At 65.2% G+C, this 25,795-nt stretch carries 27 protein-coding genes and 7 pseudogenes; 11 read left to right on the top strand and 23 right to left on the bottom strand.

The window, feature by feature from the left end:
• Positions 1 to 128: 128 nt before the first annotated feature.
• Positions 129 to 401: a hypothetical protein gene (locus ACSJDS_RS10900; protein WP_473033305.1), complete on the bottom strand. Its 273-nt coding sequence runs from the start codon at positions 399 to 401 to the stop codon at positions 129 to 131.
• Between the two features lie 20 nt (positions 402 to 421).
• Positions 422 to 1,045 carry an endonuclease dU gene (locus tag ACSJDS_RS10895; RefSeq protein ID WP_473033304.1) on the bottom strand — a complete coding sequence of 208 codons (624 nt, stop codon included), beginning with the start codon at positions 1,043 to 1,045 and terminating at the stop codon, positions 422 to 424.
• A 31-nt stretch (positions 1,046 to 1,076) separates the two neighbouring features.
• On the opposite strand from ACSJDS_RS10895, the gene ACSJDS_RS10890 reads away from it, so the two are divergent.
• The gene (locus tag ACSJDS_RS10890; protein ID WP_473033303.1) at positions 1,077 to 3,083 is read left to right on the top strand and encodes a RecQ family ATP-dependent DNA helicase; all 2,007 of its coding nucleotides are present in this window, start codon (positions 1,077 to 1,079) and stop codon (positions 3,081 to 3,083) included.
• Here ACSJDS_RS10890 and ACSJDS_RS10885 read toward each other — a convergent pair.
• A complete protein-coding gene (locus ACSJDS_RS10885; RefSeq protein ID WP_473033302.1) occupies positions 3,050 to 4,486 on the bottom strand; it encodes a sigma-54-dependent transcriptional regulator in 1,437 nt (478 codons plus the stop codon). The two genes, ACSJDS_RS10890 and ACSJDS_RS10885, sit on opposite strands and share 34 nt — an antisense overlap.
• Positions 4,396 to 4,617 carry a hypothetical protein gene (locus tag ACSJDS_RS10880; RefSeq protein ID WP_473033301.1) on the bottom strand — a complete coding sequence of 74 codons (222 nt, stop codon included), beginning with the start codon at positions 4,615 to 4,617 and terminating at the stop codon, positions 4,396 to 4,398. Before ACSJDS_RS10880 ends, ACSJDS_RS10885 begins: the two co-directional genes overlap by 91 nt.
• Positions 4,618 to 4,922: 305 nt before the next feature.
• Here ACSJDS_RS10880 and phhA point away from each other — a divergent pair.
• From phhA to ACSJDS_RS10865, 3 genes and pseudogenes are all read left to right on the top strand, one after another.
• Positions 4,923 to 5,758: pseudogene (gene phhA / locus ACSJDS_RS10875) on the top strand (phenylalanine 4-monooxygenase).
• A gap of 50 nt (positions 5,759 to 5,808) precedes the next feature.
• Positions 5,809 to 6,146, top strand: a pseudogene (locus ACSJDS_RS10870) (4a-hydroxytetrahydrobiopterin dehydratase).
• Between the two features lie 238 nt (positions 6,147 to 6,384).
• Entirely contained in the window at positions 6,385 to 6,663 is a 279-nt protein-coding gene (locus ACSJDS_RS10865) for a ComEA family DNA-binding protein (protein ID WP_473033300.1), read from the top strand.
• A gap of 84 nt (positions 6,664 to 6,747) precedes the next feature.
• On the opposite strand, the gene ACSJDS_RS10860 is transcribed toward ACSJDS_RS10865, so the two are convergent.
• Positions 6,748 to 7,509, bottom strand: coding sequence for an SDR family oxidoreductase (locus ACSJDS_RS10860; RefSeq protein ID WP_473033299.1), 762 nt, complete (start codon positions 7,507 to 7,509; stop codon positions 6,748 to 6,750).
• A 235-nt stretch (positions 7,510 to 7,744) separates the two neighbouring features.
• Between ACSJDS_RS10860 and ACSJDS_RS10855 the strand changes: the two genes are divergently transcribed.
• The 3 genes from ACSJDS_RS10855 (at position 7,745) to groL (ending at position 10,491) form a co-directional block, all read left to right on the top strand.
• Positions 7,745 to 8,254, top strand: a complete 510-nt coding sequence (locus tag ACSJDS_RS10855) for an FxsA family protein (protein ID WP_473033298.1) — start codon at positions 7,745 to 7,747, stop codon at positions 8,252 to 8,254.
• A 228-nt stretch (positions 8,255 to 8,482) separates the two neighbouring features.
• Positions 8,483 to 8,776: a co-chaperone GroES gene (locus ACSJDS_RS10850; protein WP_043518768.1), complete on the top strand. Its 294-nt coding sequence runs from the start codon at positions 8,483 to 8,485 to the stop codon at positions 8,774 to 8,776.
• Positions 8,777 to 8,847: 71 nt separating this feature from the next.
• On the top strand, positions 8,848 to 10,491 hold the full coding sequence (gene groL, locus ACSJDS_RS10845; RefSeq protein ID WP_473033297.1) for a chaperonin GroEL: 1,644 nt from the start codon (positions 8,848 to 8,850) through the stop codon (positions 10,489 to 10,491).
• A 194-nt stretch (positions 10,492 to 10,685) separates the two neighbouring features.
• Here groL and ACSJDS_RS10840 read toward each other — a convergent pair whose 3' ends face one another.
• The 4 genes and pseudogenes from ACSJDS_RS10840 to ACSJDS_RS10825 form a co-directional block, all read right to left on the bottom strand.
• Positions 10,686 to 10,988 carry a hypothetical protein gene (locus ACSJDS_RS10840; RefSeq protein ID WP_473033296.1) on the bottom strand — a complete coding sequence of 101 codons (303 nt, stop codon included), beginning with the start codon at positions 10,986 to 10,988 and terminating at the stop codon, positions 10,686 to 10,688.
• Positions 10,988 to 11,713, bottom strand: a complete 726-nt coding sequence (locus ACSJDS_RS10835; protein ID WP_473033295.1) for a hypothetical protein — start codon at positions 11,711 to 11,713, stop codon at positions 10,988 to 10,990. The genes ACSJDS_RS10840 and ACSJDS_RS10835 overlap by 1 nt, the downstream gene beginning before the upstream one ends.
• Positions 11,662 to 12,165 carry a hypothetical protein gene (locus ACSJDS_RS10830; RefSeq protein WP_473035104.1) on the bottom strand — a complete coding sequence of 168 codons (504 nt, stop codon included), beginning with the start codon at positions 12,163 to 12,165 and terminating at the stop codon, positions 11,662 to 11,664. The genes ACSJDS_RS10835 and ACSJDS_RS10830 overlap by 52 nt, the downstream gene beginning before the upstream one ends.
• 95 nt (positions 12,166 to 12,260) lie before the next feature.
• Positions 12,261 to 12,911: pseudogene (locus ACSJDS_RS10825) on the bottom strand (S8 family serine peptidase); the annotation flags it as partial.
• Between the two features lie 531 nt (positions 12,912 to 13,442).
• Here ACSJDS_RS10825 and ACSJDS_RS10820 point away from each other — a divergent pair.
• Positions 13,443 to 14,177 carry an RNA methyltransferase gene (locus ACSJDS_RS10820; protein WP_473033294.1) on the top strand — a complete coding sequence of 245 codons (735 nt, stop codon included), beginning with the start codon at positions 13,443 to 13,445 and terminating at the stop codon, positions 14,175 to 14,177.
• A gap of 218 nt (positions 14,178 to 14,395) precedes the next feature.
• Here the strand turns inward: ACSJDS_RS10820 and ACSJDS_RS10815 are convergent, their stop codons facing one another.
• The 14 genes and pseudogenes from ACSJDS_RS10815 to ACSJDS_RS10750 form a co-directional block, all read right to left on the bottom strand.
• Positions 14,396 to 15,268, bottom strand: a complete 873-nt coding sequence (locus tag ACSJDS_RS10815) for an Lnb N-terminal periplasmic domain-containing protein (RefSeq protein ID WP_473033293.1) — start codon at positions 15,266 to 15,268, stop codon at positions 14,396 to 14,398.
• Between the two features lie 230 nt (positions 15,269 to 15,498).
• The gene (locus tag ACSJDS_RS10810) at positions 15,499 to 16,467 is read right to left on the bottom strand and encodes a branched-chain amino acid transaminase (protein ID WP_473033291.1); all 969 of its coding nucleotides are present in this window, start codon (positions 16,465 to 16,467) and stop codon (positions 15,499 to 15,501) included.
• Between the two features lie 33 nt (positions 16,468 to 16,500).
• On the bottom strand, positions 16,501 to 17,634 hold the full coding sequence (locus ACSJDS_RS10805) for a class II histone deacetylase (RefSeq protein WP_473033290.1): 1,134 nt from the start codon (positions 17,632 to 17,634) through the stop codon (positions 16,501 to 16,503).
• Positions 17,631 to 18,571, bottom strand: a pseudogene (lhpI, locus tag ACSJDS_RS10800) (bifunctional Delta(1)-pyrroline-2-carboxylate/Delta(1)-piperideine-2-carboxylate reductase). Before lhpI ends, ACSJDS_RS10805 begins: the two are co-directional and overlap by 4 nt.
• 1 nt (position 18,572) lies before the next feature.
• Positions 18,573 to 18,929 carry a RidA family protein gene (locus tag ACSJDS_RS10795; RefSeq protein WP_473033289.1) on the bottom strand — a complete coding sequence of 119 codons (357 nt, stop codon included), beginning with the start codon at positions 18,927 to 18,929 and terminating at the stop codon, positions 18,573 to 18,575.
• A 33-nt stretch (positions 18,930 to 18,962) separates the two neighbouring features.
• Positions 18,963 to 19,861, bottom strand: a pseudogene (locus ACSJDS_RS10790) (arginase family protein).
• A gap of 147 nt (positions 19,862 to 20,008) precedes the next feature.
• Positions 20,009 to 21,024: pseudogene (locus ACSJDS_RS10785) on the bottom strand (TRAP transporter large permease).
• 16 nt (positions 21,025 to 21,040) lie between these two features.
• On the bottom strand, positions 21,041 to 21,286 hold the full coding sequence (locus ACSJDS_RS10780) for a TRAP transporter large permease subunit (protein WP_473033288.1): 246 nt from the start codon (positions 21,284 to 21,286) through the stop codon (positions 21,041 to 21,043).
• Positions 21,286 to 21,744 carry a TRAP transporter small permease gene (locus ACSJDS_RS10775; protein ID WP_473033286.1) on the bottom strand — a complete coding sequence of 153 codons (459 nt, stop codon included), beginning with the start codon at positions 21,742 to 21,744 and terminating at the stop codon, positions 21,286 to 21,288. The genes ACSJDS_RS10780 and ACSJDS_RS10775 overlap by 1 nt, the downstream gene beginning before the upstream one ends.
• A gap of 152 nt (positions 21,745 to 21,896) precedes the next feature.
• Positions 21,897 to 22,499: a TRAP transporter substrate-binding protein DctP gene (dctP, locus tag ACSJDS_RS10770; RefSeq protein WP_473033285.1), complete on the bottom strand. Its 603-nt coding sequence runs from the start codon at positions 22,497 to 22,499 to the stop codon at positions 21,897 to 21,899.
• A complete protein-coding gene (locus ACSJDS_RS10765) occupies positions 22,472 to 22,669 on the bottom strand; it encodes a hypothetical protein (RefSeq protein ID WP_473033284.1) in 198 nt (65 codons plus the stop codon). Before ACSJDS_RS10765 ends, dctP begins: the two co-directional genes overlap by 28 nt.
• Positions 22,639 to 22,848: a hypothetical protein gene (locus ACSJDS_RS10760; protein ID WP_473035022.1), complete on the bottom strand. Its 210-nt coding sequence runs from the start codon at positions 22,846 to 22,848 to the stop codon at positions 22,639 to 22,641. The genes ACSJDS_RS10765 and ACSJDS_RS10760 overlap by 31 nt, the downstream gene beginning before the upstream one ends.
• 328 nt (positions 22,849 to 23,176) lie before the next feature.
• Positions 23,177 to 23,788, bottom strand: a complete 612-nt coding sequence (locus tag ACSJDS_RS10755; RefSeq protein ID WP_473033283.1) for a hypothetical protein — start codon at positions 23,786 to 23,788, stop codon at positions 23,177 to 23,179.
• Between the two features lie 201 nt (positions 23,789 to 23,989).
• A complete protein-coding gene (locus tag ACSJDS_RS10750; protein ID WP_473033282.1) occupies positions 23,990 to 24,181 on the bottom strand; it encodes a hypothetical protein in 192 nt (63 codons plus the stop codon).
• 163 nt (positions 24,182 to 24,344) lie between these two features.
• Between ACSJDS_RS10750 and ACSJDS_RS10745 the strand changes: the two are divergent.
• The 3 genes and pseudogenes from ACSJDS_RS10745 to ACSJDS_RS10735 all read left to right on the top strand — a co-directional run.
• Positions 24,345 to 24,917: pseudogene (locus tag ACSJDS_RS10745) on the top strand (MFS transporter); the annotation flags it as partial.
• Entirely contained in the window at positions 24,827 to 25,555 is a 729-nt protein-coding gene (locus ACSJDS_RS10740) for an MFS transporter (RefSeq protein WP_473033281.1), read from the top strand. The pseudogene ACSJDS_RS10745 and the gene ACSJDS_RS10740, both read left to right, overlap by 91 nt.
• Entirely contained in the window at positions 25,552 to 25,677 is a 126-nt protein-coding gene (locus ACSJDS_RS10735; RefSeq protein WP_473033280.1) for a hypothetical protein, read from the top strand. The genes ACSJDS_RS10740 and ACSJDS_RS10735 overlap by 4 nt, the downstream gene beginning before the upstream one ends.
• Positions 25,678 to 25,795: the final 118 nt, after the last annotated feature.

Below are 25,795 nucleotides of genomic sequence, written 5' to 3'. Positions count from 1 at the left end.
GAAACCCGGGCTTTCGGCCAATTTCATTCGATCTGATTCGTTAAATAGCGCGCTATTCGCCTCATCAGATCGATAAACTTGTCTCGAAATCCGTATTCCTCGCGACGATCGGCCAAATCCGACAGCCTCTAGTGGTGCCCCATCACAGGTGATCGAGAAACCAGCGCGCGGGTACGCTCGTCGATGACGTTCTCCTCGGCGGTCAGGAGATCGAACAGCAGAGTGGCGAGCCCCTGTTCGCTGAGGTAGCGCGCCACCTGCCGATTGCGCGAACTAAAGCGGCTGCTGCCACTGCCATGAGCGAAGACGAGGATGCGCGTGGCCCCCTCTGGAACGATCAGCTCGCCCTCCAGGTCAACCCCACCAGCCTGCAGCTCGATGCTGCTACGGGATGCGGCCATGACGAGACTCCTCCTCTTGCTCAGTTCGTGCGGCATGGTATCGGGACATGCTGTCTGCAGTGTAGTCGCCCCATCAGGCCCGCCCCGAACTCTGCCCGGTCGCCATCCCCCCGGCGATCAGATGAGCCACGCGCAGCGGCTCGGGGATGGCCCCGTGGCGCGCCGATGCCTGCAGGACGGCCAGCGCCTCCTCTCGGCTGAGCCCCACCCGCTGCACATAGACACCCCCACCGGCTCCATCTCGCCCAGCCGCTCGACCAGCGCCCACTTGCGTGCACCGCCGGGAATGCCCTCGAGCAGTGCCCGGCGCATCGCCTCACGTCGGGGGCACGCCGCGCCACCACCAGCACCGGCAGGCCGAGGTCGGCGGAGAGCCTCGGCACGTCGACCACGTTGAAGCCGGCCAGGGCGATGCCCTGGAGCAGCACCAGCTGCAGCTGAGCGGCAAACTTCGAGTCGCCGATCAGCCGCCTCAGCTCGCGGGTGCTGTTGGCCCCGTCGCGTCGCACCCGGCCCGACAGGACCCCCTCGAGACGATCGCCCGAGTAGACCGTCCCGACGATGGGCACGTCACCACGATAGTCGCGGGAGAAGGGAAAGTCGTCGACGCCGACAATATGCGAGAATCTTCGAAGTCGTCGCATGCTCACCATTCCGGCAAAGGAGTGCCCGCCCATGATCCAGCAAACGTTACAGCAGCGCTTCGGTTATGACGACTTCCGCCCCGGCCAGCGGCCGGTCATCGAAGCGGTGGTGGCGGGCCGCTCGGCCGCAGCGATCTTCCCCACCGGCTCCGGCAAGTCGCTGTGCTATCAGCTGCCGGCCCTGCATCTGCCCCACCTGACCCTGGTGATCTCACCGCTGCTGGCGCTGATGCAGGACCAGCTGGCCTTCCTGGCGCGCCACGGCATCGCCGCCGCCAGCATCGACTCGGGCCAGAGCCGCGAGCAGACGGCCGCGGTCATGGAGGGGGTCAAGCGCGGCGAGATTCGCATCCTGATGATCTCGGTGGAGCGGCTCAAGAACGAGCGCTTTCGCGCCTTCATCCGCCGGGTGCCAATCTCACTAATGGTAGTGGACGAGGCCCACTGCATCTCCGAGTGGGGGCACAACTTTCGCCCCGACTACCTCAAACTGCCGGGCTATCGCCATGACTTCGCGATTCCCCAGGTGCTGCTGCTCACCGCCACCGCCACGCCGAAGGTGATCGCCGACATGCGCGAGCGCTTCGCCATCGCCGAGGAGGACGTGACCGCCACCGGCTTCTACCGGCCCAACCTGGACCTCCAGGTCAGCCCGGTCGCTGCCGCCCAGCGGCCGCGCGCCCTGGTAGAGTGGCTGCGCCCCCGGCTCGGCGAGACGTCGGCCCGGCCCACCATCGTCTACGTCACCCTGCAACAGACCGCCGAGCGCCTGGCCGCCTACCTGGGCAAGGCGGGCCTGCCGGCGGTGGCCTACCATGCCGGCCTCGACGGCGAGCGGCGCGAGGCGATCCAGCGCGACTTCATGGCGGGCGAGACGCCCTGCATCGTCGCCACCATCGCCTTCGGCATGGGCATCGACAAGGCGGATATCCGCCAGGTGGTGCACTTCGACCTACCCAAGTCCATCGAGAACTACAGCCAGGAGATCGGCCGCGCCGGCCGCGACGGCCTCCGCTCGGAGTGCCTGATGCTGGCCGGGCGCGATCACCTCAATGTGCTGGAGAACTTCGTCTACGGCGATACCCCGGAGCACCACGCCATCCGCCGGGTCATCGACGCCATGCGGGAGGCCGTCGAGGAGGCACCGGGAAACCAGTGGGAGCTGATGCTGGGCAGCCTCTCCCAGCACAGCGATATCCGCCCGCTGCCGCTCAAGACCCTGCTGGTCCAGCTGGAGCTGGCCGGCATCATCGCCCCGCGCTATAGCTACTTCGCCGAGTACCGGTTCCGGCTGCACGAGGCGCCCGAGGCCCTGGTCGCCCGCTTCGAGGGCGAGCGGCACGCCTTCGTGCAGACGCTGCTCGACGCCGCCAGTCGGGCGCGCACCTGGTACAGCCTGGACTTTGCCGCCCTGGCCCGGCTCGGCGCCGAACGCGGCCTCAACGTCGAGCGCGCCCGGGTGCTCACCGCCCTGGACTATTTCGTCGAGAAGGGCTGGATGACCCTGGAGAGCAAGCAGATGACCGAGGTCTACGAGGTCCTGCAGCCGAGCGTCGACCCCGCCGCCCTTACCGACAGCCTGCATGCCTACTTCAAGGGGAAGGAGCAGGCCGAGATCGAGCGGCTGCACGCCATGCTGGCGCTGTTCGAGGCCGAGACCTGCCTCAGCCGCCGCCTGGCCGACTGGTTCGGCGATGCCCGGGCGCCCGCCCGCTGCGGCCACTGCTCCGCCTGCCGGGGCGAGGTGGCGCGTCTGCCCGGCAGCGATGCCCCGCCGCCGCCAGCGCCCCAGGCGCTGGCCGAGCTGTGCGACCCGCTGCTGCAGCAGCTTGCCGCCAGCGGCGACGACCGCCCGGTGACGCCCGACCTGCTGGCCCGCTTCCTGTGCGGGCTGACCAGTCCGCTGCTGACCCGCCTCAAGGCGAGGCGCCTGGCCGGCTTCGCCGCCCTGGAGGCCCATCGCTATGGCGAGGTGCGTAACCGGCTGGTTGACGCGGGCCTGGCTCAGCCCGAGGGCTCGTCGCCACCGATGCCGTGACGTTTGAGCTTGTTGGCGATGGTGGTGTGGGACACCCCCAGCCGCTTGGCCAGCTGGCGGCTCGACGGATGTTCAGGGTAGAGCGCGGTCAGCACCCGCCGCTCCACCTCGCCGAGGATCTCGGTCAGGCTGCCGTCCAGGTCGATACCGGCAAGACCTGGCGCACCCCCCACATCGGGAAGGCGCAAATGGCGCGGCTCGATGGCATCGCCCTCGCACAGCGACACCGCCTGGAACAGCACATTCTCCAGCTGACGCACATTGCCCGGCCAGTGATAGGCGGCGAGGCGCGCCAGCGCCGCCGCCGACAGCGCCGGCATGGCGCAGCCGATCTGGCGGGCGGCGCGGTCGATGAAGTGTTCGGCCAAGGACTCGATGCCGTCCAGGCAGTCACGCAGCGGCGGCACCTCCAGGGAGAGCACGTTGAGCCGATGGTAGAGGTCCTGGCGGAACTGCCCTGAGGCACACAGCGCCGGCAGGTCCTGTTGGGTGGCACAGATCACCCGCACGTCGAGATAGGTCTCCTCGTCGCTACCCACTCGCCGAAAGCCCCCGTCCTGCAGGAAGCGCAGCAGCTTGACCTGCAGCCGGGGGCTCATCTCGCCCACTTCGTCGAGGAAGATGGTGCCCCCGGCGGTCAGCTCGAGCAGGCCCAGCTTGCCCTCGGGGCGCGCGCCCTCGAAGGCGCCCGGCGCATAGCCGAACAGTTCGGTCTCGGCCATGGACTCCGGCAGGCCGGCGCAGTTGAGCGCCATGAACGGCGCCTGGCCACGGTCGCTGGCCAGGTGGCACGCCCGCGCCAGCAGCTCCTTGCCGGTCCCGGTCTCGCCGTGGATCAACAGCGGCGCGTTCAGCGGGGCCATGCGCCGCGCTTCGCGAATCAGCGCCGCCAGCCGCGGGCTCGACTGGAAGATCGCCTCGAAGCCGCGCAGCTCCTGGCGCTGCACCTGGTAGATGCGCTCGCCGATGCGGTCGGCGCTGTGCAGGGTCACCACCGCGCCGGCCAGGGAGGCCACGTCGTCATGGTGCTCGCGGTGCAGCGGGGCGATATCGGCCAGGAAGACGGCGTCGCGCAGCTTGATGCGCAGGCCGTTGACCCGAGCATTGTTGCGACGCACCAGGGCCGGCAGGTCGATATCGGGCAGGCAGCGGTCCAGCGACAGGCCCGGCACCTCGTCGATGCGCACGCCGAGCAGCTGCCCCGCCGCGCGGTTGGCGGCCACCACGTGCCCCTCCATGTCGATGGACATCACCGGGTCGGAGAGCGACGAGAGCAGCGCATCGAGCTCCAGGTGGCGCCGCTCGCTGGGCATCAGCGTGACCCGGCGCACGCCGAATACCCCGGGCACCGCCTCGAGCACCGGCTTGAGCGTCGCCAGCTGGGCGTTGAGCAGGTTGGGCACATGCAGGTAGATGGCGTTACCGTGCTCCCCCCTACCTCGCCGCGGGCCACGTTGAGGCCGTAGTCGACGAAGTGGGAGACGATATCGCGCAGGATGCCGATCCGGTTCTGGCAGTGGAACCTCAGTCTCATGGGGCCTCATTCCGATGGGCTGGCGGGACTTCTGGCGCCGGCGGACGAGACACCGCCGACGGCGAAAAGGGCGTCAATCTAGCGTGACCCAACTGTCAAGATAACGTGACAGCCGAGCCGCTACAATGCGCGACACGACGCCTCCGCCCCAGTTCGCCTTTGCCTCATCACACAACTGTCAATATTTCATGACACTCAATATCCGGCAAGCGCTCACCCGCAAGCCCTCTCCCCACCCTGGGCCAGCTCCCGCCCCCTAGACTCGAGACAGGCCACAACAACACACAATCGCCACGGGAGTGACCATGACGGCTTCGAACCCGCAGCTCAGCGACGTCGCCAGCAAGACCGGCTACCGCGCCCGCCTACCCGACGAGCACGGCCATATCGCCTGGCCGGCACAGGACAACGCCACCTGGCAGACACTGATGCAGCGCCAGCTAGGGGTCATCGAGGGGCGCGTCTGCCAGGAGTATCTGGATGGCCTGGAGCGCCTGGCGCTGCCCCATGACCGGGTGCCCCAGCTCGCCGATATCGACCGCGTGCTGCAGGCCACCACCGGCTGGCAGACCGCCCAGGTGCCGGCGCTGATTCCCTTCGACACCTTCTTTCTCTGCTCGCCAGCCGGCGCTTTCCGGTCGCCACCTTCATTCGCGCCCCGGAGGAGCTGGACTACCTCAAGGAGCCGGACATCTTTCATGAGATCTTCGGCCACTGTCCCATGCTCACCAATCCCGCCTTCGCCGAGTTCACCGCCACCTACGGGCGGCTGGGGCTGGATGCCACGCCCAAGGAGCGCGCCTACCTGGCACGCCTCTACTGGCTGACCGTGGAGTTCGGCCTGGTGGACACACCGGCGGGACGACGCATCTACGGCGGCGGCATCATCTCCTCGCCCAAGGAGACCCTGCACGCCCTCTCCGACGTGCCCGAGCACCTGCCCTTCGAGCCGCTGGAGGCGCTGCGCACCCCCTACCGCATCGACATCCTGCAGCCGCTCTACTACGTGCTTGACGATCTCGACACTCTGCACGACCTTGCGGGACAGGACATCATGAGCATGGTGCACCGGGCCATGGCGCTGGGGCTCCACGAGCCCCGCTTCGAGCCGGCCCCGAAGCGCGCTCAAGCAGGCGCTTGAGAATCGCGCGTTGCGCGAATCACTTTCCCCAAAGACGACAAGGAGACACCATGAGTCAGCTTTCCGAACAGCAATGTGAAGCGTGCAGCTGGGACGCCCCCATGTGACGGACGAAGAGATCGAGACCTATCGACAGGACATTCCCGACTGGCAGATCGTCGAGCGCGACGGGGTCAAGCAGCTGGAGCGCGTCTTCAAATTCCGCAACTTCAAGCAGGCCCTGGATTTCACCAACCGGGTCAGCGACATCGCCGAAGAGGTGGGGCATCACCCCGCCCTACTGACCGAGTGGGGCAAGGTGACCGTAACCTGGTGGTCCCATGAGATGAAGGGGCTGCACAAGAACGACTTCATCCTGGCGGCGCGCACCGACAAGGCCGCCGCCTGAGGCAGCCCCCCGACAAGCCCCGACGCACCACATGGCCGCATTCACGCTGCTCAGTGAATGCGGCTTTTTGATCCCCCCTCAGGGCCCTACAGCCTCCCAGGATCACGACCGACAGACCCCATCGGCTTTTTCTTACATAAAACGCCGGGCTCAGACGACGCCGACCTCGCCTTGCACCCGCTAGCTTGAAAGCGGACACCCGAGCGGTGTCGCCTTGCCGACAACATGGAGAGCGATCATGAAAGGAACGCTGAAGGGAGCATCACTGGGAATCGTCCTGAGCCTGCTGCTGGCCCTCTCGCCGCTGGCACTGGCCCAGCAGCTCGCCCCGATCAACGTCAACACCGCCGACGCCGAGCTGCTGGCGGAGCTGCCGGGGATCGGGCCCACCCGGGCCGAAGCGATCATCGAGGAGCGCGACGCCAACGGCGGCTTCGAAAGCGCCGACGACCTGACCCGGGTCAGCGGCATCGGCGAAGCCACCGTGGATGGCCTGCGCGACCAGGTGGAATTCTGACGCCACAGCGGCGTCGGTTGCACACAGTAGTCATGCCTCCGCCGACCGGCACCACGGCCGGCGGAGGCATCGCGACCTATTACCTCACAGGCGGAGCCCGCCGTCGCACTCGATCACCCGGCCCGTGAAGTAGGCGTTCTCGAAGATGAACGCCACGCTCGCGGCAATGTCATCGGGCGCCCCGAGGCGCTTGAGGGGCACCCCGGCGGTAAGCTTCTCGAGCATGTCCTCGCGCATCGAGGCGGTCATGTCCGTTTCGATGAACCCCGGCGCCACGGCCCCCACGCGAATCCCGTAGCGAGCCAGCTCCCGCGCCCAGGTGGTCGTCAGCGACACCACCGCGGCCTTGGCGGCGGCATAGTTGCTCTGCCCCATGTTACCGGCCCGGGAGATACTCGAGATATTGACGATCACCCCCTCCTTGCCGGCCTCGATCATCTGGCTGGCCGCCTCACGGCCGCACAGGAAGACACCGGTGAGGTTGACGTCGATCACCTGCTGCCACTGCTCGAGGGACATGGTCTTCTCGACCTTGCCGTCTCTGGCCTTGACCAGCAGCGCATCGCGCAGAATGCCGGCATTGTTGACCAGCCCGCTGACTGGCCCCAGCGACTCAGCCACATCGCTGAAAGTCTGCTTGACCGAGGCTTCGTCGGCGACGTTCACCACAAAGCCGCGGGACTCGATACCCTCACGATGCAGCGCCGAGACGGCCTGATCCAGCGCACCGCCGTCCATGTCCAGCAGGGCCAGACGAGCTCCCTGCTCGCCCAGGCGGCGCGCCATGGCATAACCGAGGCCGCGGGCCCCGCCGGTAATGGCAATCACGCTCTTGTCCAGTTTCATTTGTACTTCCCAGATGGTGTGAGGTGGGAGGGATGCCGGCTATAGCAGGCTTACATAGCCTATATTCGGCTGAAATCTCGATCATCTTGAGGCCCACCCTAGCATTTATTGTGCACTGCATCATCAGCGCACGACTCGCTCACCGTCCTTCTGCCTCGCCCCTCCCTCCCTCGCGCCTCTTGATTTTCGTGCCCTCGCCCCCATTCACAGCGGAATTGACTGTTCCGGAGCCACCATGCCCTTCCTGCTATTCGTCACCCTCTTTGCACTCCTCGACTTCGTCATCTTGTTTGCCGTGGGGGGCCAGATCGGCCTTTTGACCACCCTGCTGCTGGTCCTGGCCACCGGCTTCATCGGGCTCTACCTGATTCGCCTCGAAGGCACCGCAGCCCTGGCCCGCGCCCGCCTGCGACTGGACCGGGGCGAGCTACCGTCAAGCGAACTGTTGACCGGGGCCGCGTTGATCTTCGGCGGTGCACTGCTGCTGACCCCCGGTTTTCTCTCCGACACCCTAGGCTTGCTCTGCGTGATTCCCGGGGCACGCCGCGGGCTGGCCCGGCTGCTGGCCATGGCGCACCTCCGGGGCCGCGACAAGCCACACAGCCGCGGGCATGGCCCTGAGGATGGTTGGCAGCAAGCCAGCGGCAATCGCCATGACGGCGGCGAACAGCAGCAACACCACGACGGCAGCCAGCAACAACCGCTGGAAGGCGACTTTATCGGTCGAGACGAACACGGCCGCTGAGCCCAGCGGCGGCTAGCGACTCCCGTGGCAAAAAATTTTCCCCCTGCCCCTTGAAAGGGAATCGCTCGGCCCCATTTCACGCTCAGCAACAGGCTTCGGTGTCGGGCAGCCCCGGCACCTTCGACAAGGAAGGCGACTTCGCCTCCGCCTTCCCGCTCACGCGGGAGGGATGAAGATGAAACCGCCATGCCCGTCATGGCACAGCAAACCATCAGGAGAACGTGAGCAATGAACATCCGTCCCTTGCACGATCGCGTCGTCGTCCGTCGCGTTGAAGAAGAGCAGAAAACCGCAGGCGGCATCGTGCTTCCGGGCAACGCCCAGGAAAAACCGACTCGTGGCGAAGTGCTCGCCGTCGGTAACGGCCGGATTCTCGACAGCGGCGACGTGCGTCCCCTGGACGTCAAGGTCGGCGACACCGTGATCTTCAAGGAGGGCTTCGGCGTCGAGAAACAGAAGATCGACGGCGAAGAGGTCCTGATCATGAGCGAGTCCGACATTCTCGCCGTGGTGGAAGGCTAACCGCCAGACCGACACGACGCATTTATTCCGTTCCCATACGACGTTCACGAACTCACAGGAAGTAACGAAAAATGGCAGCGAAACAGATCAAGTTCTCCGATGAAGCCCGCAAGCGCATGGCCCGCGGCGTTGACGTCCTGGCCAACGCCGTCAAGGCCACCCTGGGTCCCAAGGGCCGCAACGTGGTCATCGAAAAGTCCTTCGGCGCACCGACCGTCACCAAGGACGGCGTCTCCGTGGCCAAGGAGATCGAGCTGAAGGACAAGTTCGAGAACATGGGCGCTCAGATGGTCAAGGAAGTCGCTTCCAAGACCTCCGACGTGGCCGGTGACGGCACCACCACTGCCACCGTGCTGGCGCAATCCATCGTCACCGAAGGCATGAAGGGCGTGACCGCGGGCATGAACCCGATGGACCTCAAGCGCGGCATCGACCAGGCCGTAGTGGCCGCGGTCAAGGAGATCGAAGCCCTCTCCGTGCCCTGCACCGAGCGCAAGTCCATCGCCCAGGTTGGCACCATCTCCGCCAACGGCGACGCGCGGATCGGCGAGATCATCGCCGACGCCATGGAGAAGGTCGGCAAGGAAGGCGTCATCACCGTCGACGAAGGCCGCGGCCTGGAAGACGAGCTCGAAGTGGTCGAAGGCATGCAGTTCGACCGCGGCTACCTGTCGCCCTACTTCGTGACCAACCAGGACACCATGGCGGTCGAGCTGGAAGACCCCTACCTGCTGCTGGTCGACAAGAAGATCTCCAACATCCGCGAGCTGCTGCCGGTGCTGGAAGCCGTCGCCAAGGCCGGCAAGCCGCTGGCGATCATCGCCGAAGACATCGAAGGCGAGGCCCTGGCCACCCTGGTGGTCAACACCATGCGCGGCATCGTCAAGGTCGCGGCTGCCAAGGCGCCCGGCTTCGGTGACCGTCGCAAGGCCATGCTGCAGGATATCGCCATCCTGACCAACGGCACCGTGATCTCCGAAGAGGTCGGCCTGACCCTCGAGCAAGCCAACCTGGACCACCTGGGGACTGCCAAGCGCATCACCATGTCCAAGGAGAACACCACCATCATCGACGGCGCCGGCGCCGAGGCCGACATCGAGGCCCGCGTCAGCCAGATTCGCGCCCAGATCGAAGAGACCTCCTCCGACTATGATCGCGAGAAGCTTCAGGAGCGCGTCGCCAAGCTGGCCGGCGGTGTCGCCGTGATCCGCGTCGGTGCTGCCACCGAGGTGGAGATGAAGGAGAAGAAGGCTCGCGTTGAAGACGCCCTGCACTCCACCCGCGCCGCCGTCGAGGAAGGCGTCGTACCCGGTGGCGGCACCGCTCTGGTACGCGTGCTGACCAAGGTGGCCGGCCTCAAGGGCGACAACGAGGACCAGACCCACGGCATCGCCATCGCTCTGCGCGCCATGGAAGCCCCGCTGCGCCAGATCGTCACCAACGCCGGCCAGGAAGCCTCCGTGATCCTCAACGAGGTCAAAGCGGGCGAAGGCAACTTCGGCTATAACGCTCAGACCGGCGAGTACGGCGACCTGTTCGACATGGGCGTGCTGGATCCGGCCAAGGTGACCCGCAGCGCTCTGCAGTCCGCCGGCTCCGTGGCAGGCCTGATGATCACCACCGAGGCCATGATCGCCGACGATCCGGAAGAGAAGGAAGCCGCGCCGGACATGGGCGGCATGGGTGGCATGGGTGGCATGGGCGGCATGATGTGATCAGCCCCCAAGCCTGACCCCTTCACTCTCGCTGCCGTGCACGGCCGTGACGGCAGCGAGTCGAAGGAAACACCGTCAGCTGGCGGGCAGCCATGGCCACCCTGGCCATATACCACGCCTGCCAAAGGCAAGCCCCGACCGTCGGGCAGCAGAGCTGCTCCCACGGGCGGGGCTTTCTGCTTCAGGCCGATGCGTCAGGGCAGGACGACACAGCCCTCGGACGTCATCTGGAAGGCGTCACCGTTCCAGAAATGGACCATTGTGACGGCGGCGACCCCCTCCCGGGTCGGCACCAGCTGATAGCGTCCACACCCCGCCGGCGAAGGCGTCAGCGCTCGCCACTCTCCGATGATGGTACCCTCGGCATCGCGCTGAACCCTCGGCGCGCCATCCGCATGCTGCCACGCCTCCACCGGCTGACCGACCGATGGACCTTGCGCGCACCCGGCGAGCACCAGCAGCGCAGCCAGTCCCGCGCAGCCCGCCGGAAGCGGCATCAGAAGTTCACCGTGTAGTTGAGCATCGCCGAGGCCTCCGGACTCGCCTCCCGGTCGTGGCCAGGCTCCAAGGTGTACATCAGGTTGAGCTGCAGGTGGCTGCGCTCGGACGCCTGAAGGGCATACCCCAGCTCGATATCCTGCTGACGCCCGGAGGGCGACAGGGCGACCCGCCGACTATCGCGAATCACCTCCCCCTCCAGGGTACGCCCCACCGGGACCTCGAAGGTAGCATCGGCACGGTCGAGCCGCAGCGGCTGACGCAGCGCCAGGGCCGCACGCTGACCATCGCCGCGCCACTGCATACCGAAGGCCATCTCCTCGGCGCGAATCTTCTCGATACGGCGCACCAGACCACCGGACCCGCTCATGTCACCATGCCCACGCTCGTAGTGCGCAAACGCCACGAGGCGGTCGCCGAGTCGATAGTCGAGAAGGAGACTACCGAAGGTCATGCGGTTCGTCTCGCCGAGCCGCAGGGCGCCGCTACCCTGCGCTCCGAGCAGCCCGCCAGACTCATTCAGCATGCCAACCAGCGGCGTCACCGTCAGGTTGTCGGTTAGCTCATAGGCAACGCCCAGGTCCGAACGGTTGGCACGATAGCCGCTCAACAGGCTATCTGCCTCCAGCGCATCGCCGGACCAGTGGGCCGCCACCAAGGCCAGGGAATCACTCAGGGCATACTCGGTCTTGAGCCCCGACACCGCCTCGAGGCTGCGGGGCACGTCTGCTCCCCCTGAAAGGCCAGCATCGGCATCAATCCTGACTCGGCATAGGCGCTCACCGGGTCCACTTCACCGCCGGCAACGCGATACGCCGTCCAGGTACTGTTGCCAATCCGAGCGTCGAAACGCGAGGCCAGGGTTTCACCATAGGCATTCTGACGCGCACTGAGTCGAAACGCCCCCAGGCGCATGTCGAGGTGCTGGGGGGCCTCGGGCGAGGCGCTGGCCAGTCGGGACATTCTGGACTGCATGTCGCGACTGCGCTGATCACGGCGGGTCACATGCTGTGAGAGATCCAGCCTATAGTCGCGCCCCAGCTCGTCGAAGACCGCCACATCCCGCAGCGCTCCCGAGGCCACCACCGCATCGCCGTAGGCGCCGGACAGCTGAGCCATGCTCTGGGACGGTGCCTCTCCTCCGTCGTCGACCCGATCGCCCGAGGCCACCGCCACCTCACCGGCCGGCTCGAAGGCCGCCTCGATGTCGGCTTCCCCCGGCCCAGGTAGTAGTCGCCACAGTTGGTGCTACCGGATATGCCGCAGCTGTTGTCCTGATAGAGCGACGAATGCCGACTCGCGGTATCCAGCAGCAGCTGACTCACCTGGGGAGCGGTCAGGTGCGGCCAGGCCTCGAAGAGTCCCGCCGCGTAGGCCGAGATCTGGGGGGCCGACAGGGAGGTGCCCTGAGCACTGAGTTCCGGCCACTCGTAGGGCGCAGTAAGGAAGCGTGACTGGTAACCAGTGTTGTCACCGGGGTAATTGCTGTCGGGATGTCGCGCCGCCCCATCATCACGTGAGCCACCGGCTATCAGCATATGGCGGTATAACTCCTCATGCTGATAGACCGGGCGACTGCCGGCCTCGAGTGCTCGCCCTTCGTTGCCGGCACTCACCACATAGATGGCTCCTTTTCCGCCATTGCCGTGGATGATCCTCTCCAGCGATTCACGGGAATTGATATCGTTGAACGTCAGGTTGGGAGAGGGCAGCTGGGTGCGTCCCGAGAAGCTGGCATTGATCACCCGGGCACCGCGATCCGCGGCCTCGCCAACGCCGAAGTTAAGGGCACCCTCACTGGCCCAGCTATTCTCTGTTACCTGCGTTAGATCCAGAATCGAGGTTTGATTGTCATCCTGGACAACCACTGATGCCACCGTGGTGCCGTGCCAAGTGTCCCCACTCGAGACGTCTTCCTCCATGCTGTACACGTTGAGAGTTTGTCCACACGCTTCTCTGGCAGCGCCTCCAGGTCGTAACCCGTATCGATCACGGCTACACGCACAGGCTCAGAAGTCACCCCGCGAGGCTCATGCACTCCGCTGTCGTTAGTGGGTTGTAGGTTGCCCCCACCGCCGGAACTTCCCCCGCAGCCTGCGAGCGCAACAGCACTCGCGACCAGCGTCAACGCCTTGGTCATTATCGCCGACTGTTTCAATATTCACGCCGCTCCCTTATCCAATACAACTAAATAAAAAAATAATAATTTAACTGCTATTTAAATCAGCCCCATTCGTTTACTAGAAAAATAAACAGCGCGAGCCAATCCTATAGGAACTAGTTGATAGGAAATACTCAAAAAGCGTGAGCTATTGTTGGGTATGACCAAGGAGCTGGATACGTTCGGCACACAAAGCGCAAGGCCCGACACAGGTCGATTACACTGTGCGTCGAGCCCCTTCGACCGGGAGTTTGCTACCATGGACATTCTCTAGTGCCCAGCGACCGCTACCATGCTCTCCAACATCCGCATCGTTCTCGTCCAGACCTACCATCCCGGCAATATCGGCGCCTCGGCCCGTGCCATGAAGACCATGGGCCTCACCGATCTGGTCCTGGTCAACCCACGCCGCTTTCCTGACCCTGAGGCCCGCCGCCTCGCGGCGGGCGCGGGGGACCTGGTGGCCAATGCCCGGGTGGTCGCTTCCCTGAAGGAGGCGGTCGCCGACTGCGTGCAGGTGGTGGGTGCCAGTGCCAGACTGCGCAGCCTGCCGCTGCCCCACTACGACGACCCCGATGCCATGGCCCGAGAGCTGGTACACAGCGCCGCCGCGGACCCGGTCGCACTGGTATTCGGCCGCGAGCGCTTTGGGCTCACCAACGACGAGATCCGCTGCTGCAGCCACCAGGCCAGCATCCCATCCAACCCCGACTACGGGATTCTCAATCTCTCACAGGCGGTACAGGTGCTCGCCTACGAAGTGTTCAAGGCGTGGCGACAATGTCCGGCCAGCGGCTATCGCCCCACCCTGCCCAGCGAGGAGCGGAAGCCCAATCGCGAGCAGCTCGATCACTTCCATGATCATCTCGCCCGGGTCATGCAGGCCAGCGGCTTTCTCACCCAGCCACACGCTCGCACCGAGGCCCAGCTACAGGCGCTGTTCGCTCGCGCCCAGCCGAGTCGCAAGGAGCTTTCGCTGCTGCGTGGCCTGCTCAGCGCACTGGAACCCAGGCAGTCCGGCGACTAGTCTATGAACAGGCCGGAATCACACTCCCGTCACCGTAGCGTTATGCCTTTGTCATCCGGGCATGTGATAAAGGCCGTGTCCCCCAGGGGACAGACAAGGGATACTGTCGAGCCTTGCGACACGGACGCGCGCAGGCAGGAAGCCTGATCGGGAGAGTGCGGCATCGGGACGATGCCCAGGGAGGTTGCTGCGCCACGGAGGAATCCTCCGTGGCGTTCTTATGCCCGGTCCTCTGACGACACCGCACCTGGCGCCCAGCCCGGCACGCCCTCGCGTATGCGCTGAGAGAAGGCCGGATCCGCGTCCGCCGCCTGCGCCTGCTCGACAATGCGTCCGCGGCGTTTCAGCTCGCCCAGTGAATACCCTGGCCACAGACCGCCCATCTCGAAGGCATAGTCGGGCAGCTTGCCCGTGAGCAGTAGTCGATGATCGTGCGGCAAGCCGACACCGATGCCGCGCACCATGGCAAAGACCAGGGTGGTGCAGTTGGCGGTGACGGTGTTGTAGAAACGCGGCGTTTTCGCCAGCCGGTTGGCTTCCTCGACGTAGGCGACCAGCAGGGAGCGCATGGCCGAACGCGACATGGCAATGCGATACAGCTGCACCTCCTCGCCGCGCAGGTTGCTGCGCAGACGCACCGCATCACGCTCGTCGGCGGCCACGATGGCGAGCTCATACTGACGAAAGAAACCGCCAATCTCGGAGAAGCGCTCACCCTGCTGTCGGCGTACTTCCACCGAAAACACCACGAAATCGTCACCGCCGAAGCCGAAAGACACCATCACATGGGCAATGGCAGGCCGTCCCCAACTGGAGACGATCATGTCCACCGAGTCGAGCCTCTCGAGATCGTAATGGCGCGCCTCCCAGCGGGGCCGAGCCTCATCGCGAGTGTGCCATTCAAAGCAGCGGACATGCTCCAGCGTCAGCCGAGAGCCTGTCACCCTGCCTGTCGCCAGAAACAGCACGTCATCGGCCCAGGGACGATCATGGGTGGGCCGCAGCCGGAACCACCAGCCCAGCAGCAAGGCCAGCAGTCCGAGCTGCCCCGCCAGCGCCGCTACCCGCTGCCCCTGCAGCCCCAGTATCACCAGCCCCAGCGCTACCAGGCCCCAACCCCCAGTGCCAGCTGCCGCCAGGGAGCCGGCAGCGAGAGCCGATACCAGAGGGCCGCAGCGCCCAGGCCATCCCCAGCGCCAAGAGCAGGAGAAGGGTGTTCCCCAGCAGTGTCACAACCATGCCATCCGTCCATCCCTGTCGCGGGACAGCCTAGCATGACGTGGACCGATCTCCCTCAACGCCGCATAACGCCACAGGCCAGTCAGGCCGGCGTCAGCCAGTGTCGCCACCCCTGCAGGTCGTCTCCCAGCTCACATCGGGTCACCCGCCGATAGCTCTGCTGCAGCTGCGCCGTGATGGAAGACGGGTCGATGGGGCGATCCACCGGCGGTGCCCCGGCGCGTGCGCCAATTCGGCGGCCGTCCAGCTCACGCAGCGGCAGGATCTCGGCGGCGGTGCCAGTCACAAAGGCCTCATCGGCGGTATACAGCTCATCACGAGTGATCCGGCGCTCCTGAACCTCCAGGCCCAGCGTATCGCGGGCCAGACAGATCACGCTATCGCGGGTAATCCCCTGCAGGCAGGAGGTCACCTCGGGGGTATGCAGCGCGCCATCGCGCACCAGAAAGACATTGGCCGCCGAGGCCTCGGCGACATAGCCCTCGGGGTCGAGCATGATGGCCTCGTCGAACCCCGCTTTGACCGCCGTATTCAGCGCCAGCATCGAATTGACGTAGTGGCCATTGGTCTTGGCGCGACACAGGCTGATATTGACGTGGTGCCGCGCCCAGGAGGAAGTCAGTGCCCGCAACCCGATGGCGGCGGCCTGGGGAGAGATGTAGTCGCCCAGGTCCCAGGCAGCGATCATCACATGCACGCTGAGCCCCTTGGCACGCAGCCCCAAGCCTTCCGACCCGAAGAACACCGTCGGCTTGAGGTAGGCGTTGGTCAGATCGTTCTTGGCCAGGCATTGACGCTGCGCCTCGATCAGCGCCTCTTCGCCGATCTCAAGCGGCATGTCCAGCGCATGGGCGCTATCGGCCAGGCGCCGGGTATGCTCGGCGACACGAAACAGGTGGGTCCCGTCGGGGCCCGCATAGGCGCGCACGCCTTCGAAGCAGCCCATGCCGTAGTGCAGGGTATGGTTCAGCAGGTGGGTACGGGCTTCACGCCAGGCAAGCCACTCGCCGTCATGCCAGATCCAGCCATCGCGTTCGTCCAGTGGCGTCATCTTGCTATCCTTTGTGTCGTATCCGGGGCCGTCTCACAGCCGGCCCGCCTCGGCCCAGGCCTTGCACCAGCCGTCGATCAGCTCACGCTGGTGGGGCTGAAGGCCCTGATAGGCCCAGGCGGCGATCTCGTCATTCTGGGGATCGGGCACGCCGACCCGGCTGCCGGCCAGGGCCTGGATCACCGCATGCCCACACAGCGGGACATAGCCTTCCGAATAGCCCCCTTCGTGGACCATCACCAGGCCAGCGTTGCCGATCCGACTGGCCAGCGCCTTGAGCTGCCGGGTCATGTCGGCGAAGGCCTCGCTATTGAGCAGCATCTTGCCCAGCGGGTCCTTGGCGCAGGCATCATAACCGCAGGCCACCACGATCAGCTCGGGGGCGAAGGCCTCGATGGCCGGCACCACCAGCTCGTCCATGGCATAGGCATAGGCACCGATTCCGCAGCCCGGCGGCAGCGGCAGGTTCAGGTTAGCTCCCCGGCCACGCCCCTCGCCCTGCTCCGAGAAGCCGCCGGTTTCCAGGGGGTAGTTGCCGGCCTGATGGATCGACAGGGTGAACACCTCGGGGTCGGAATAAAAGGCCGCCTGCTGGCCGTTGCCGTGATGCACGTCCCAGTCCAGGATCGCGACTCGCCCGACCTGACCCAGTGCCCGAGCGCGACGCACCGCCACCGGGATATTGCCCAGCAGGCAGAAGCCACGGCCGCGATCGGCCTCGGCGTGATGCCCGGGCGGGCGGCACAGCGCATAGGCGCTGGCCAGCTCACCACAGGCCACCGCCTGCACCGCTGCAATGGCCAGCCCTGCCGAGTGGCGCGCCGCCGCCAGGCTGCCCGGCTGATAGGGAGCACAGTCGCCGGCATCACCCCCGCGGGCTCGGTCGCCAGCCTCCAGCGTCGCGAGATACTCGGCGGTATGGAAACGCTCCAGGTCCCCACGGGTGGCTGCTGGCGGCTTGCACACCGCCAGCTGGTCGATCAACCCCGACACCTCGAGCAGGTTCTTCAGTCGCCGCTTGCTTTCAGGGCTCTCGGAGGCAGGCTGGGGCTGCAGAAACTCGCCGGGAGAAGCGAATACACCGATGGCGCCGGGATCATGCCAGAAGCAGCGCTCGTGCCAGAAAAACCCCGTGGTCGCTTGACCATCGTCGGCGCCTGCGGTCATTCCCGCCCCTCCAGCTGCTCCCACACCTCGATAGCCGCCGCCAGGTCTTCCAGCGAGGCTCCCACCGACTTGAACAGGGTAATAGCCTCATCCGAGGAGCGACCGGGCCGCTGCCCCGTCAGCAGTTCGGCCAGGTCGGCGCGAATGTCGCCGATGTCGAAGGCCCCTTCATCGATGGCCTGGAGAATGTCGCCCGCCTCGCCCTTGGCGCCGGCATAGGTGTCGACGAACACCTCACTGCGCTTGAGGCAGTCGCTATCGGTCTCCCGCATGGTGGGACGAAAGGCGCCGATCAGATCCAGGTGGGTGCCGGGCGATAGCCAGGCGCCGTGGATCAGGGGCTCGCTGGACAGCGTCACGCAGCTGATCAGGTCGGCCTCGCGCGCGGCTGATTCCAGCTCGGTGACCGCCGCCGTCTCGAAGCGATCGGCATAGTCGGCGGCCAGTCGCTCGGCCTTCTCCGGATGGCGTCCCCAGAGGCGCACCCGCTTGATGGGGCGCACCGCGGCATGGGCCTCGATGACCATCGGCGCCAGCTTGCCGGTGCCCACCACCAGCAGGGTCTCGGCATCGGCTCTGGCCAGCTCTCGGGCCGCCAGCGCGGACGCCGCCGCGGTACGCCGACGAGTCAGCTCGCTGCCGTCCATGCAGGCCAGGGGGCGTCCATGGGCGCCCTCGCTGAGAAAATAGACGCCCGAAATGGCGGGCAGGCCGTGGTCGGCATTCTGGGGAAGACGTTAACCATCTTCACCCCGATATAGCCCGCCCGCTCCCAGGCCGGCATCAGCAGCATGGTGGCCTCACCGTCCGGACGGTGCATGGCGTGATGGTGTCGCGGCGGCGACTCCACCCCCTCGCGAAAGGTCATGGCCAGCCGCTCCACCAGCGCCGGCCAGGGCAGCGAAGCAGCGACATCGTCGGCGCCGATGATACGCATATCAGGCCTCCGGGAGCGCCGCAACGACCATGATCTCGACCTTCCACTCCGGCTTGGCCAGCTTGGCTTCCACCGCCGCTCGGACCGGCGGGCGCTCGGGCACCACCCAGGCATCCCAGGCGGCATTCATCTGGTCGAACTCGGTCATGCTGGTCACCCAGATCTGCGCCGACACCAGATTCTCCTTGGAGGTGCCGGCGTCGGCCAGCAGGCGTTCGATCTTGGCCAGCACCTGCTCGGTCTGGCCTTGCATGTCGGCGGAGGCATCGCTGGGCACCTGCCCCGCCAGGTAAACGGTGCCGTTGTGCACGGTGATCTGACTCATGCGGGTATTGCTGTCGTGATAGCTGACGGTCATGGTTGCAATCTCTCTCTGGTAATGGATCGACGCTCAGGCGCCGGTGAAGCCGCCCATGAAGGCGGCAAGGTTGTCACCCAGGACATCGGTCGGGTAGCCGCCCTCCTGCACCAGCACCGTGGGCAGGCCAAGGCGCGCCAGACGCCGGCCAACGGCGGTGAAGTCGGCAGTTTCCAGGGCCAGGCCGGCCAGCGGATCGTCACGGTGGGCATCGAGCCCAAGAGCCACCACCACCGCGTCAGGGCGAAAGTCGTCGAGACGCGCCAGCAGGGTGTCCAGGGTGGCAAGAAATGTCGCCCCATCGCTGCCCAGCGCCAGCGGCAGATCGACATTGGTGCCCAGCCCCTCACCCATCCCTTCCTCATTGGCACCGCCCCAGAAGAAAGGGTAGAAATCGGCGGGATCGGCGTGTAGCGACCCGGTCCAGACGTCACCACGATAATAGAAGATATCCTGGGTACCGTTACCGTGGTGCAAATCGACGTCGATGATGGCGACCCGGGAAAACTGCTCGCGCAGCACCGTGGCGGCCAGGGCCGAGTTATTGAGGAAGCAGAATCCCCGGCCCGGTCGGGCCCGGCATGGTGGCCAGGCGGGCGGCACAGCGCATAGGTGGTGCCGTGGCCGCTCAACACCGCCTCCGCCGCCGCCTGGGCCGAGGCCGCGCTCGCCAAGATGCCGTGAAAGCTGTCGGCGCCGATCGGGCAGGCCATGTCGTGCAGGTGCCAGCCCGCCTGCCCCACCGGATGACGCGGGTAGTGATGACCGCCACCGCAGGGATGAACATTGGGCGACACCAGCTCGGCGGCATCCGGCAGGGCTTGCCAGCGAGCGTGGATCGTCTCGAGGAACGTCAGGTAGCGGGGCGTATGCACCTTCGCCAGGCGGCTGCGCAGCAGAGGGGTATCGACCGCCTCGGGCGCGTTCAGCATCAGACCGGCGGCAGCCAATCCCTTGCCTAGCAGATCGGCGCGCAGCGGCCCCTCAGGCGACGGCGCGGGCCGGCCACGCAGCAGGAAGGTGGGCGGTGCGTGGCGCTCCTGATCGGGATGATAGAAGAGCTTCATGGCAACTCCATTTCAGCGTAGCAGCGACGGAATCCAGGTCGACAGCGCCGGGAACGCAGCCAGCAGCAGGATCACGCCGATATAGGCCACATAGAACGGCAGCGAGGCCAGAATCGCCCGCTCATAAGGCACATTGGCTATACGCGCCGCCGTCATCAAGGTCATTCCGACCGGTGGAGTAACGTTAGAGATATTGAGCACCACGATCATCAGGATCGCAAAGTGCAGCGGGTCAAAGCCGAGTTGGATCATTGCGGGCACCAGCACCGGGGCGACCACCACGAGGGCGGGTAACACATCCATTACCGTGCCGATCAGAATCAGCAGCAGACAAACCGCCATTAGCTGCAGAAAGGCCGAGTCGCTGAATGTCGTGATCAGGCCGGCCGCATCCCGGGCAATCCCCGAGCGGGTAACAAACCAACCCAGTACCGCCGAGGTGGCCAGCAGGAAAAACACGACGCCGGAGAATCGCACCGTAATCACCAAAGCGTTCCAGACCTTGCGCCAGGAAAGATTACGGTAGAAGACCACACCAATGACCAGGGCATAGATAGCGGCAAAGCCGGATGCCTCGGTAATGGTCGTGAGCCCCGAAAGGATGCCACCCAGAATGATCAGTGGCACGATCATCGCCGGCAATGCCACCAGAAAGGAGAGCGCTGCGACCTTCAGGGGGGTGGGCGGCTGCTTAGGGTAGCCGCGCTTCCAGGCCAGGAACAAGCTCACCGCTAGCAGCGCCATCGCCATCAGCAGGCCTGGGATGATCCCACCGGCAAACAGGTCGATTACAGAGATATCGCGAAGCAGCGTAGCGTACACCACCATCACCACGCTAGGCGGAATGATCGGGCCAATGATGGACGAACAGGCGGTGATCGCTGCCGCGTAGTCGGCATCGTACCCTGACGCTTCATTTCAGGAATCATGATCTTGCCTATCGCCACGGTATCGGTGATCGCCGCCCCGGTCAGCCCGGCAAAGAACACCGAGACGGAGACATTGACGTGTGAGAGTGCCCCACGCACCCGTCCGAACAGGGCATTATTGAAGGTAATCAGCTTTTCGGGTGAGGCCGCCCTGATTCATCAGTTCGGCGGTAAAGATAAAATAGGGCACGGCAATTAGCAGGAAGCCCGATACCCCGGAAAACATGCGATCGGCGATAATGCCGAGCATGCGCTCGCCGCCGATGGCATAGCCCCCGGCCAGCCCGGAGAGCGCCATCACTACCGCGACCGGGGCACCGATCAGCAGCAGCAGCAGAAAGGCGATGATTGCAGGGGTCATCAGCGCTCCTCCACGTCGGTGGTCTCGATGAGCTCATCGATCATGTGATCGTCATCGATGAAATGTTCCAGCAGCGAAAAACCGTGGACCAAGTGCAACAGGATGATGGCACCGCTGATCGGCACCACAATGGAGGTGAACTTGCCGTGTACGCGTATCTGGTCAGAGACCATGTAGACCTGGCGAGTCCCCTGAAAGTAGTCCCAGCCGTACCAGAGCAGCAGAGCACCAAACACGCCAATGGCCATCAGGCAAAGCACCGCGGCCACCACGGTCAGGATACGCGGCAAGCTTCTGACCAGAAGGGTCATGGCCACATGCTCACCGTAACGGAGCGATATGGTCATCGACAGGAAGCCGATCCACGGCAGGAAGAGCCTAGCCAGAGAATAGGTCCAGCTCAGGGTACTGCCGGTAAACAGCTTGTAGACGAAGGCGGTGAAAGAGATACCCAGCATGGCCAACACGCAAGCCACGCACACGATAATCGCCAACCGGTTGACCAGATCGCTCAGCTGACGAAGGGGGACAGGAAACTCATGACATCACCTCACGGACGGGCGCCCGGCCGATGCTGACGGCCGGGCGCGGCTCGATGGATCGGTAACCATCAGCGTCCGTAGGTGGCCATGTCGGACTCGGCCACCTCGACGCGAACGCGCTCGACCTCCTCGAGGAAGGCGTCTACCCGGTCGCCGTCGAGACCGAAATCGTTGACGATCCAGTCGCGCCAGGCGGGAGTGGCGATGTCGGCCATGCGCGCCCGCTCTTCGGGAGGCATGATGTAGCACTCCTGGAAGGTCTGGCAGGACTCTTCCCAGCTGGCGGTGGCGAGCGCGCCGGACATACCGTGTCCGATGGCAATTGCCTCGCGAGCGGAGGTGACGATGGCTTCCTGCTGCTCCTCGGTAAGGCTTTGGAACCAATCCTCGCTGACCAGCCACGCCGCGCTGTTGTAGACGTGCCCGGTGAGGGTCGTGTAGTCGGTCACCTCGTGGAAGTTGAAGGTGGTGTTCAGCACTGGGGCGTTGAACTGGCCGTCTGCCAGCCCAGTTTCCAGAGCGGTGATCACCTCGCCCCAGGGCAGCGGGGTGGCAGACGCACCCAGCGCGCGCATGATTGCCACATGCCCCGGGTTCTCCTCGGTGCGGATATTGAGGCCTTCGAGATCGTCGACGGTACGGATCAGTCGCTCATTATTGGTGAAAGCCACGAACCCCCGCCATCGTCGAAGGTGCCGAGATAGCGCATGTCGGTCTCTTCGACGGTGCCGGACATGAAGTCGGCGAACCACTCTCCGTCGAAGAAGGCCCACGCCTGCCGCCAATTGTCGAAGATGAAGGGCGCGGTCATCATCTGGTAGTCGGGATAGTAGGAGGACATGGCGCCGGTGGTGATAATGGTGGACTGAAGGGTCCGCCCCCCTGCACTTCCCGCGCGGTTTCGACTTCGGAACCCAACTGACTGTTACCGAAGATCGACACCGTGATCTCGCCATCGGTGCGCGTCTCTACCAGATTCTTGAAGTGCACCAGTGCTGGGTAGACTTCATTGTTACTCATGTCCTCGGGAAGGATAGTGGCAATGGCCATCTCCTCCGCCTGCGCCTGAGCGGCTGCCATGGCCAGCGGGAGGGACGCCAGGGCGAACAGACCGGTAAGGGATCTCTTGTGCATCTTGTCAGCCTCTTGTGCTTATTCGTTGCATGGCTCGGTCACACGACAGCGCTAGCAGCACTGTCCTGAGTAAGAGCCTAGGACGCAATCGGCGTGACCGCTTGCCCGTTACTGCGCAGCCTTTGCCCGAAACTGCGCTACGGATTAACCGGCATGACGATCCACGGAGGGGAAATATCGAAGTGGCGCCGATAGGCACGGAAAAGCTCCTTGGTCACGGAAACCGACCAGGGCGGCAATCTGCCCAAGCTGAGCCCACTGTGGCAGACCAGGGTGCGGGCATGTTCCAGGCGGCGACGCTGCACATAGGCCTGGGGGTGGAACCGACTGATTCGCGAAAGCGTCCGTGGAAGTGCCCTACGCTCATCGCACATATCGCCGCTAGCTGTTCGACTCGAATCTCATCAGCCAGATGGCGATCGATCCAGGCATTCAGCCGTGACAGGTTAAGACGCTCGCGGGAACGTTTTGACAAGGAGGAGCCAAGCTCGACTGCCGGGCCCTGATCCACCAGGTGAAGATGAATGGCGCGCAGCAGCAGGGCCGCGATCTCGCTGTGCAGGGCCGGGCAGGCTTCAAGCTGGTAGATCAGGCTGTCAGCCAGCTGACGCAGGCGCGGTGGCACTCCGAAGAAACGCGGTTGCTCGAATAACCGCTCGATGCAATCGGCATCACGAAGCGACTCGAGGCCAACCACTGGAATATCCAGCACCAGGGTGCGGTTGCGGCCATCGCCCTGGTATTCATGGTGATAAGAGCAGGGGATCAGACAGCCGCGGCTGGCGGTAATCCGCTCCCCAAGCCCTTCGACGGCAAGCTCGGTCATGCCGCTGGTTGCTAGAATCAGCTGATGGTGGACGTGGGCATGCGCCACATGCTCAGGGGCCAGGGTGCAGGCACGCAGTTCCAGTGGGGAATTCATAGGACGTTGTTATCATTGATATCAAGGGGTACTTGATACCTTACTCCGCCCCGACACGATACGAAAGCACGCCCCGATTCAACGCGCAGCCCCACGGCCACTCCATCAGCAGCGTCCCTGCATGCGCAGCCCTGGCGGGCAGAAACCGCGACCGGGGCCGCGCTTGTCATGATGGCCGCGATCTTCATCGATCACGATCAGCGGCTGGGTCTTGATGCGCGCGGGCTGGTAGCTGCAGCCGGCGACCAGCAAGCCGGAGAGCACGAGGATGCATAGGGTCAATAGGCGGCGGGACATGGGCAATCTCCTGATAGTCTGCCAAGGCGGGCATTCTAGCGAAGGCGGAACCCGCCACCCATGTGGTGCGTTGGCGACAAGCGCGTCGCCATAATGCGACAGTAGCCACCGATTGCGTCACCGGCGATAGTAGCGATTATTAGCCTGCAAACCGGTAACCCCCATGGACCTCCTGCGCCGCCACACCCTCTTAGTCATCCTCCTCGGCAGCCTCGTGATCTCCCTGGCCATGGGCCTGCGTCACGGCTTCGGGCTGTTTCTCGAGCCGATGAGCAGCGACCTGGGCTGGGGCCGGGAGGTGTTCGCCTTCGCCCTGGCGCTGCAGAACCTGATCTGGGGCCTGGCGCAGCCCTTCACCGGTGCGCTGGCCGACCGCTTCGGCGCCGCACGCGTCGCGGCGATCGGCGGGCTGCTCTATGCGGTAGGGCTGATCTTCATGGGGCTATCGGATACCGCCCTGGGCATGTCGCTCTCCGCCGGGGTGCTGATCGGGCTGGGCCTGTCCGGCACCACCTTCTCGGTGATCCTCGGCGCGGTGGGGCGTGCCGTGGCGCCGGAGAAGCGCAGCATGGCCATGGGCATCGTCAGCGCCGCCGGCTCCTTCGGCCAGTTCGCCATGCTGCCGGGGACCCTGGGCCTGCTGGAATGGCTGGGCTGGTCGGCGGCACTGCTGGTAATGGGCGCCATGGCGGCGCTGATGGTGCCCCTGGGGGCATGCTGCGCGACCGCCCCTCGCCGCGCCGCGGCAGCGATATCACCCTGGGCGCCGCCCTGGACGAGGCCGCCGGGCATCGCGGTTTCTGGCTGCTCTGCCTGGGCTTCTTTGTCTGCGGATTTCAGGTGGTCTTCATCGGCGTGCACCTGCCGGGCTATTTGTTCGACAGCGGGCTGGCGGTGCAGGTGGGCAGTACGGCGCTGGCGCTGGTGGGGCTCTTCAATATCTTCGGCACCTACGCGGCCGGCTGGCTCGGCGGGCACCTCTCCAAGGCGCGACTGCTGGTCTGGCTCTATCTGGCCCGCGGGGTGGTGATCACCGCTTTCGTGTTCGTGATCCCCTTGAGCCCAGCCAGCACCTACGCCTTCGCCGTCGCCATGGGCCTGCTGTGGCTCTCCACGGTGCCCTTGACCAACGGTATCGTCGCCGTGGTCTTCGGCGTCCGCCACCTGTCGATGCTGGCCGGCATCGTCTTTCTCTTCCACCAGCTCGGCTCCTTCATGGGCGTCTGGCTGGGCGGCTGGCTCTATGACCTCACCGGCCACTATGATGAAGTCTGGAAGATCGCCATTCTGCTCTCGGTGGTGGCCGCCCTGCTGCACTGGTTCATCAGCGAAGCCCCGATTCACCGCCCCAGCGCCACGGAAGCCCAGGCATGACCTCTCTCATCCTGATACGTCTTGCCGCCGTCCTGCTCACCGCCTCTGCCCTGACCCTGGCGTGGTGGGGCTGGCAGGCCGCCGATGCCAGCCTGTTGCTGCTTGGCAGCCGACTCTGCTGACCCCCACGGGAAAAGCAGGGTAACCCGCGACAGGGGTCGGCAATCGCCCTATACTGCACTGCAGCATATGCGCTGACGGAGGCCAGTCCGGTCCGGGACGGACTCGCCGCCCGGCGCC

It is taken from the genome of Halomonas sp. SL18_1 (assembly GCF_055755715.1).
Note: the sequence above shows the minus strand (reverse complement) of the source record. Positions and strands in the feature narration are given on the sequence as shown.

Excerpts from the sequence above, each read along its gene's own strand:
- ACSJDS_RS10900 (WP_473033305.1), bottom strand. The coding sequence starts at position 401 with ATGGCCGCATCCCGTAGCAGCATCGAGCTGCAGGCTGGTGGGGTTGAC.
- ACSJDS_RS10895 (WP_473033304.1), bottom strand. The coding sequence starts at position 1,045 with ATGCGACGACTTCGAAGATTCTCGCATATTGTCGGCGTCGACGACTTT.
- ACSJDS_RS10890 (WP_473033303.1), top strand. The coding sequence starts at position 1,077 with ATGATCCAGCAAACGTTACAGCAGCGCTTCGGTTATGACGACTTCCGC.
- ACSJDS_RS10880 (WP_473033301.1), bottom strand. The coding sequence starts at position 4,617 with ATGAGACTGAGGTTCCACTGCCAGAACCGGATCGGCATCCTGCGCGAT.
- ACSJDS_RS10865 (WP_473033300.1), top strand. The coding sequence starts at position 6,385 with ATGAAAGGAACGCTGAAGGGAGCATCACTGGGAATCGTCCTGAGCCTG.
- ACSJDS_RS10860 (WP_473033299.1), bottom strand. The coding sequence starts at position 7,509 with ATGAAACTGGACAAGAGCGTGATTGCCATTACCGGCGGGGCCCGCGGC.
- ACSJDS_RS10855 (WP_473033298.1), top strand. The coding sequence starts at position 7,745 with ATGCCCTTCCTGCTATTCGTCACCCTCTTTGCACTCCTCGACTTCGTC.
- ACSJDS_RS10850 (WP_043518768.1), top strand. The coding sequence starts at position 8,483 with ATGAACATCCGTCCCTTGCACGATCGCGTCGTCGTCCGTCGCGTTGAA.
- groL (WP_473033297.1), top strand. The coding sequence starts at position 8,848 with ATGGCAGCGAAACAGATCAAGTTCTCCGATGAAGCCCGCAAGCGCATG.
- ACSJDS_RS10840 (WP_473033296.1), bottom strand. The coding sequence starts at position 10,988 with ATGCCGCTTCCGGCGGGCTGCGCGGGACTGGCTGCGCTGCTGGTGCTC.
- ACSJDS_RS10820 (WP_473033294.1), top strand. The coding sequence starts at position 13,443 with ATGCTCTCCAACATCCGCATCGTTCTCGTCCAGACCTACCATCCCGGC.
- ACSJDS_RS10810 (WP_473033291.1), bottom strand. The coding sequence starts at position 16,467 with ATGACGCCACTGGACGAACGCGATGGCTGGATCTGGCATGACGGCGAG.
- ACSJDS_RS10805 (WP_473033290.1), bottom strand. The coding sequence starts at position 17,634 with ATGACCGCAGGCGCCGACGATGGTCAAGCGACCACGGGGTTTTTCTGG.
- ACSJDS_RS10795 (WP_473033289.1), bottom strand. The coding sequence starts at position 18,929 with ATGACCGTCAGCTATCACGACAGCAATACCCGCATGAGTCAGATCACC.
- ACSJDS_RS10780 (WP_473033288.1), bottom strand. The coding sequence starts at position 21,286 with ATGACCCCTGCAATCATCGCCTTTCTGCTGCTGCTGCTGATCGGTGCC.
- ACSJDS_RS10775 (WP_473033286.1), bottom strand. The coding sequence starts at position 21,744 with ATGCTGGGTATCTCTTTCACCGCCTTCGTCTACAAGCTGTTTACCGGC.
- ACSJDS_RS10765 (WP_473033284.1), bottom strand. The coding sequence starts at position 22,669 with ATGTCCTCCTACTATCCCGACTACCAGATGATGACCGCGCCCTTCATC.
- ACSJDS_RS10760 (WP_473035022.1), bottom strand. The coding sequence starts at position 22,848 with ATGAGTAACAATGAAGTCTACCCAGCACTGGTGCACTTCAAGAATCTG.
- ACSJDS_RS10755 (WP_473033283.1), bottom strand. The coding sequence starts at position 23,788 with ATGACCGAGCTTGCCGTCGAAGGGCTTGGGGAGCGGATTACCGCCAGC.
- ACSJDS_RS10750 (WP_473033282.1), bottom strand. The coding sequence starts at position 24,181 with ATGTCCCGCCGCCTATTGACCCTATGCATCCTCGTGCTCTCCGGCTTG.
- ACSJDS_RS10740 (WP_473033281.1), top strand. The coding sequence starts at position 24,827 with ATGGCTGGGCTGGTCGGCGGCACTGCTGGTAATGGGCGCCATGGCGGC.
- ACSJDS_RS10735 (WP_473033280.1), top strand. The coding sequence starts at position 25,552 with ATGACCTCTCTCATCCTGATACGTCTTGCCGCCGTCCTGCTCACCGCC.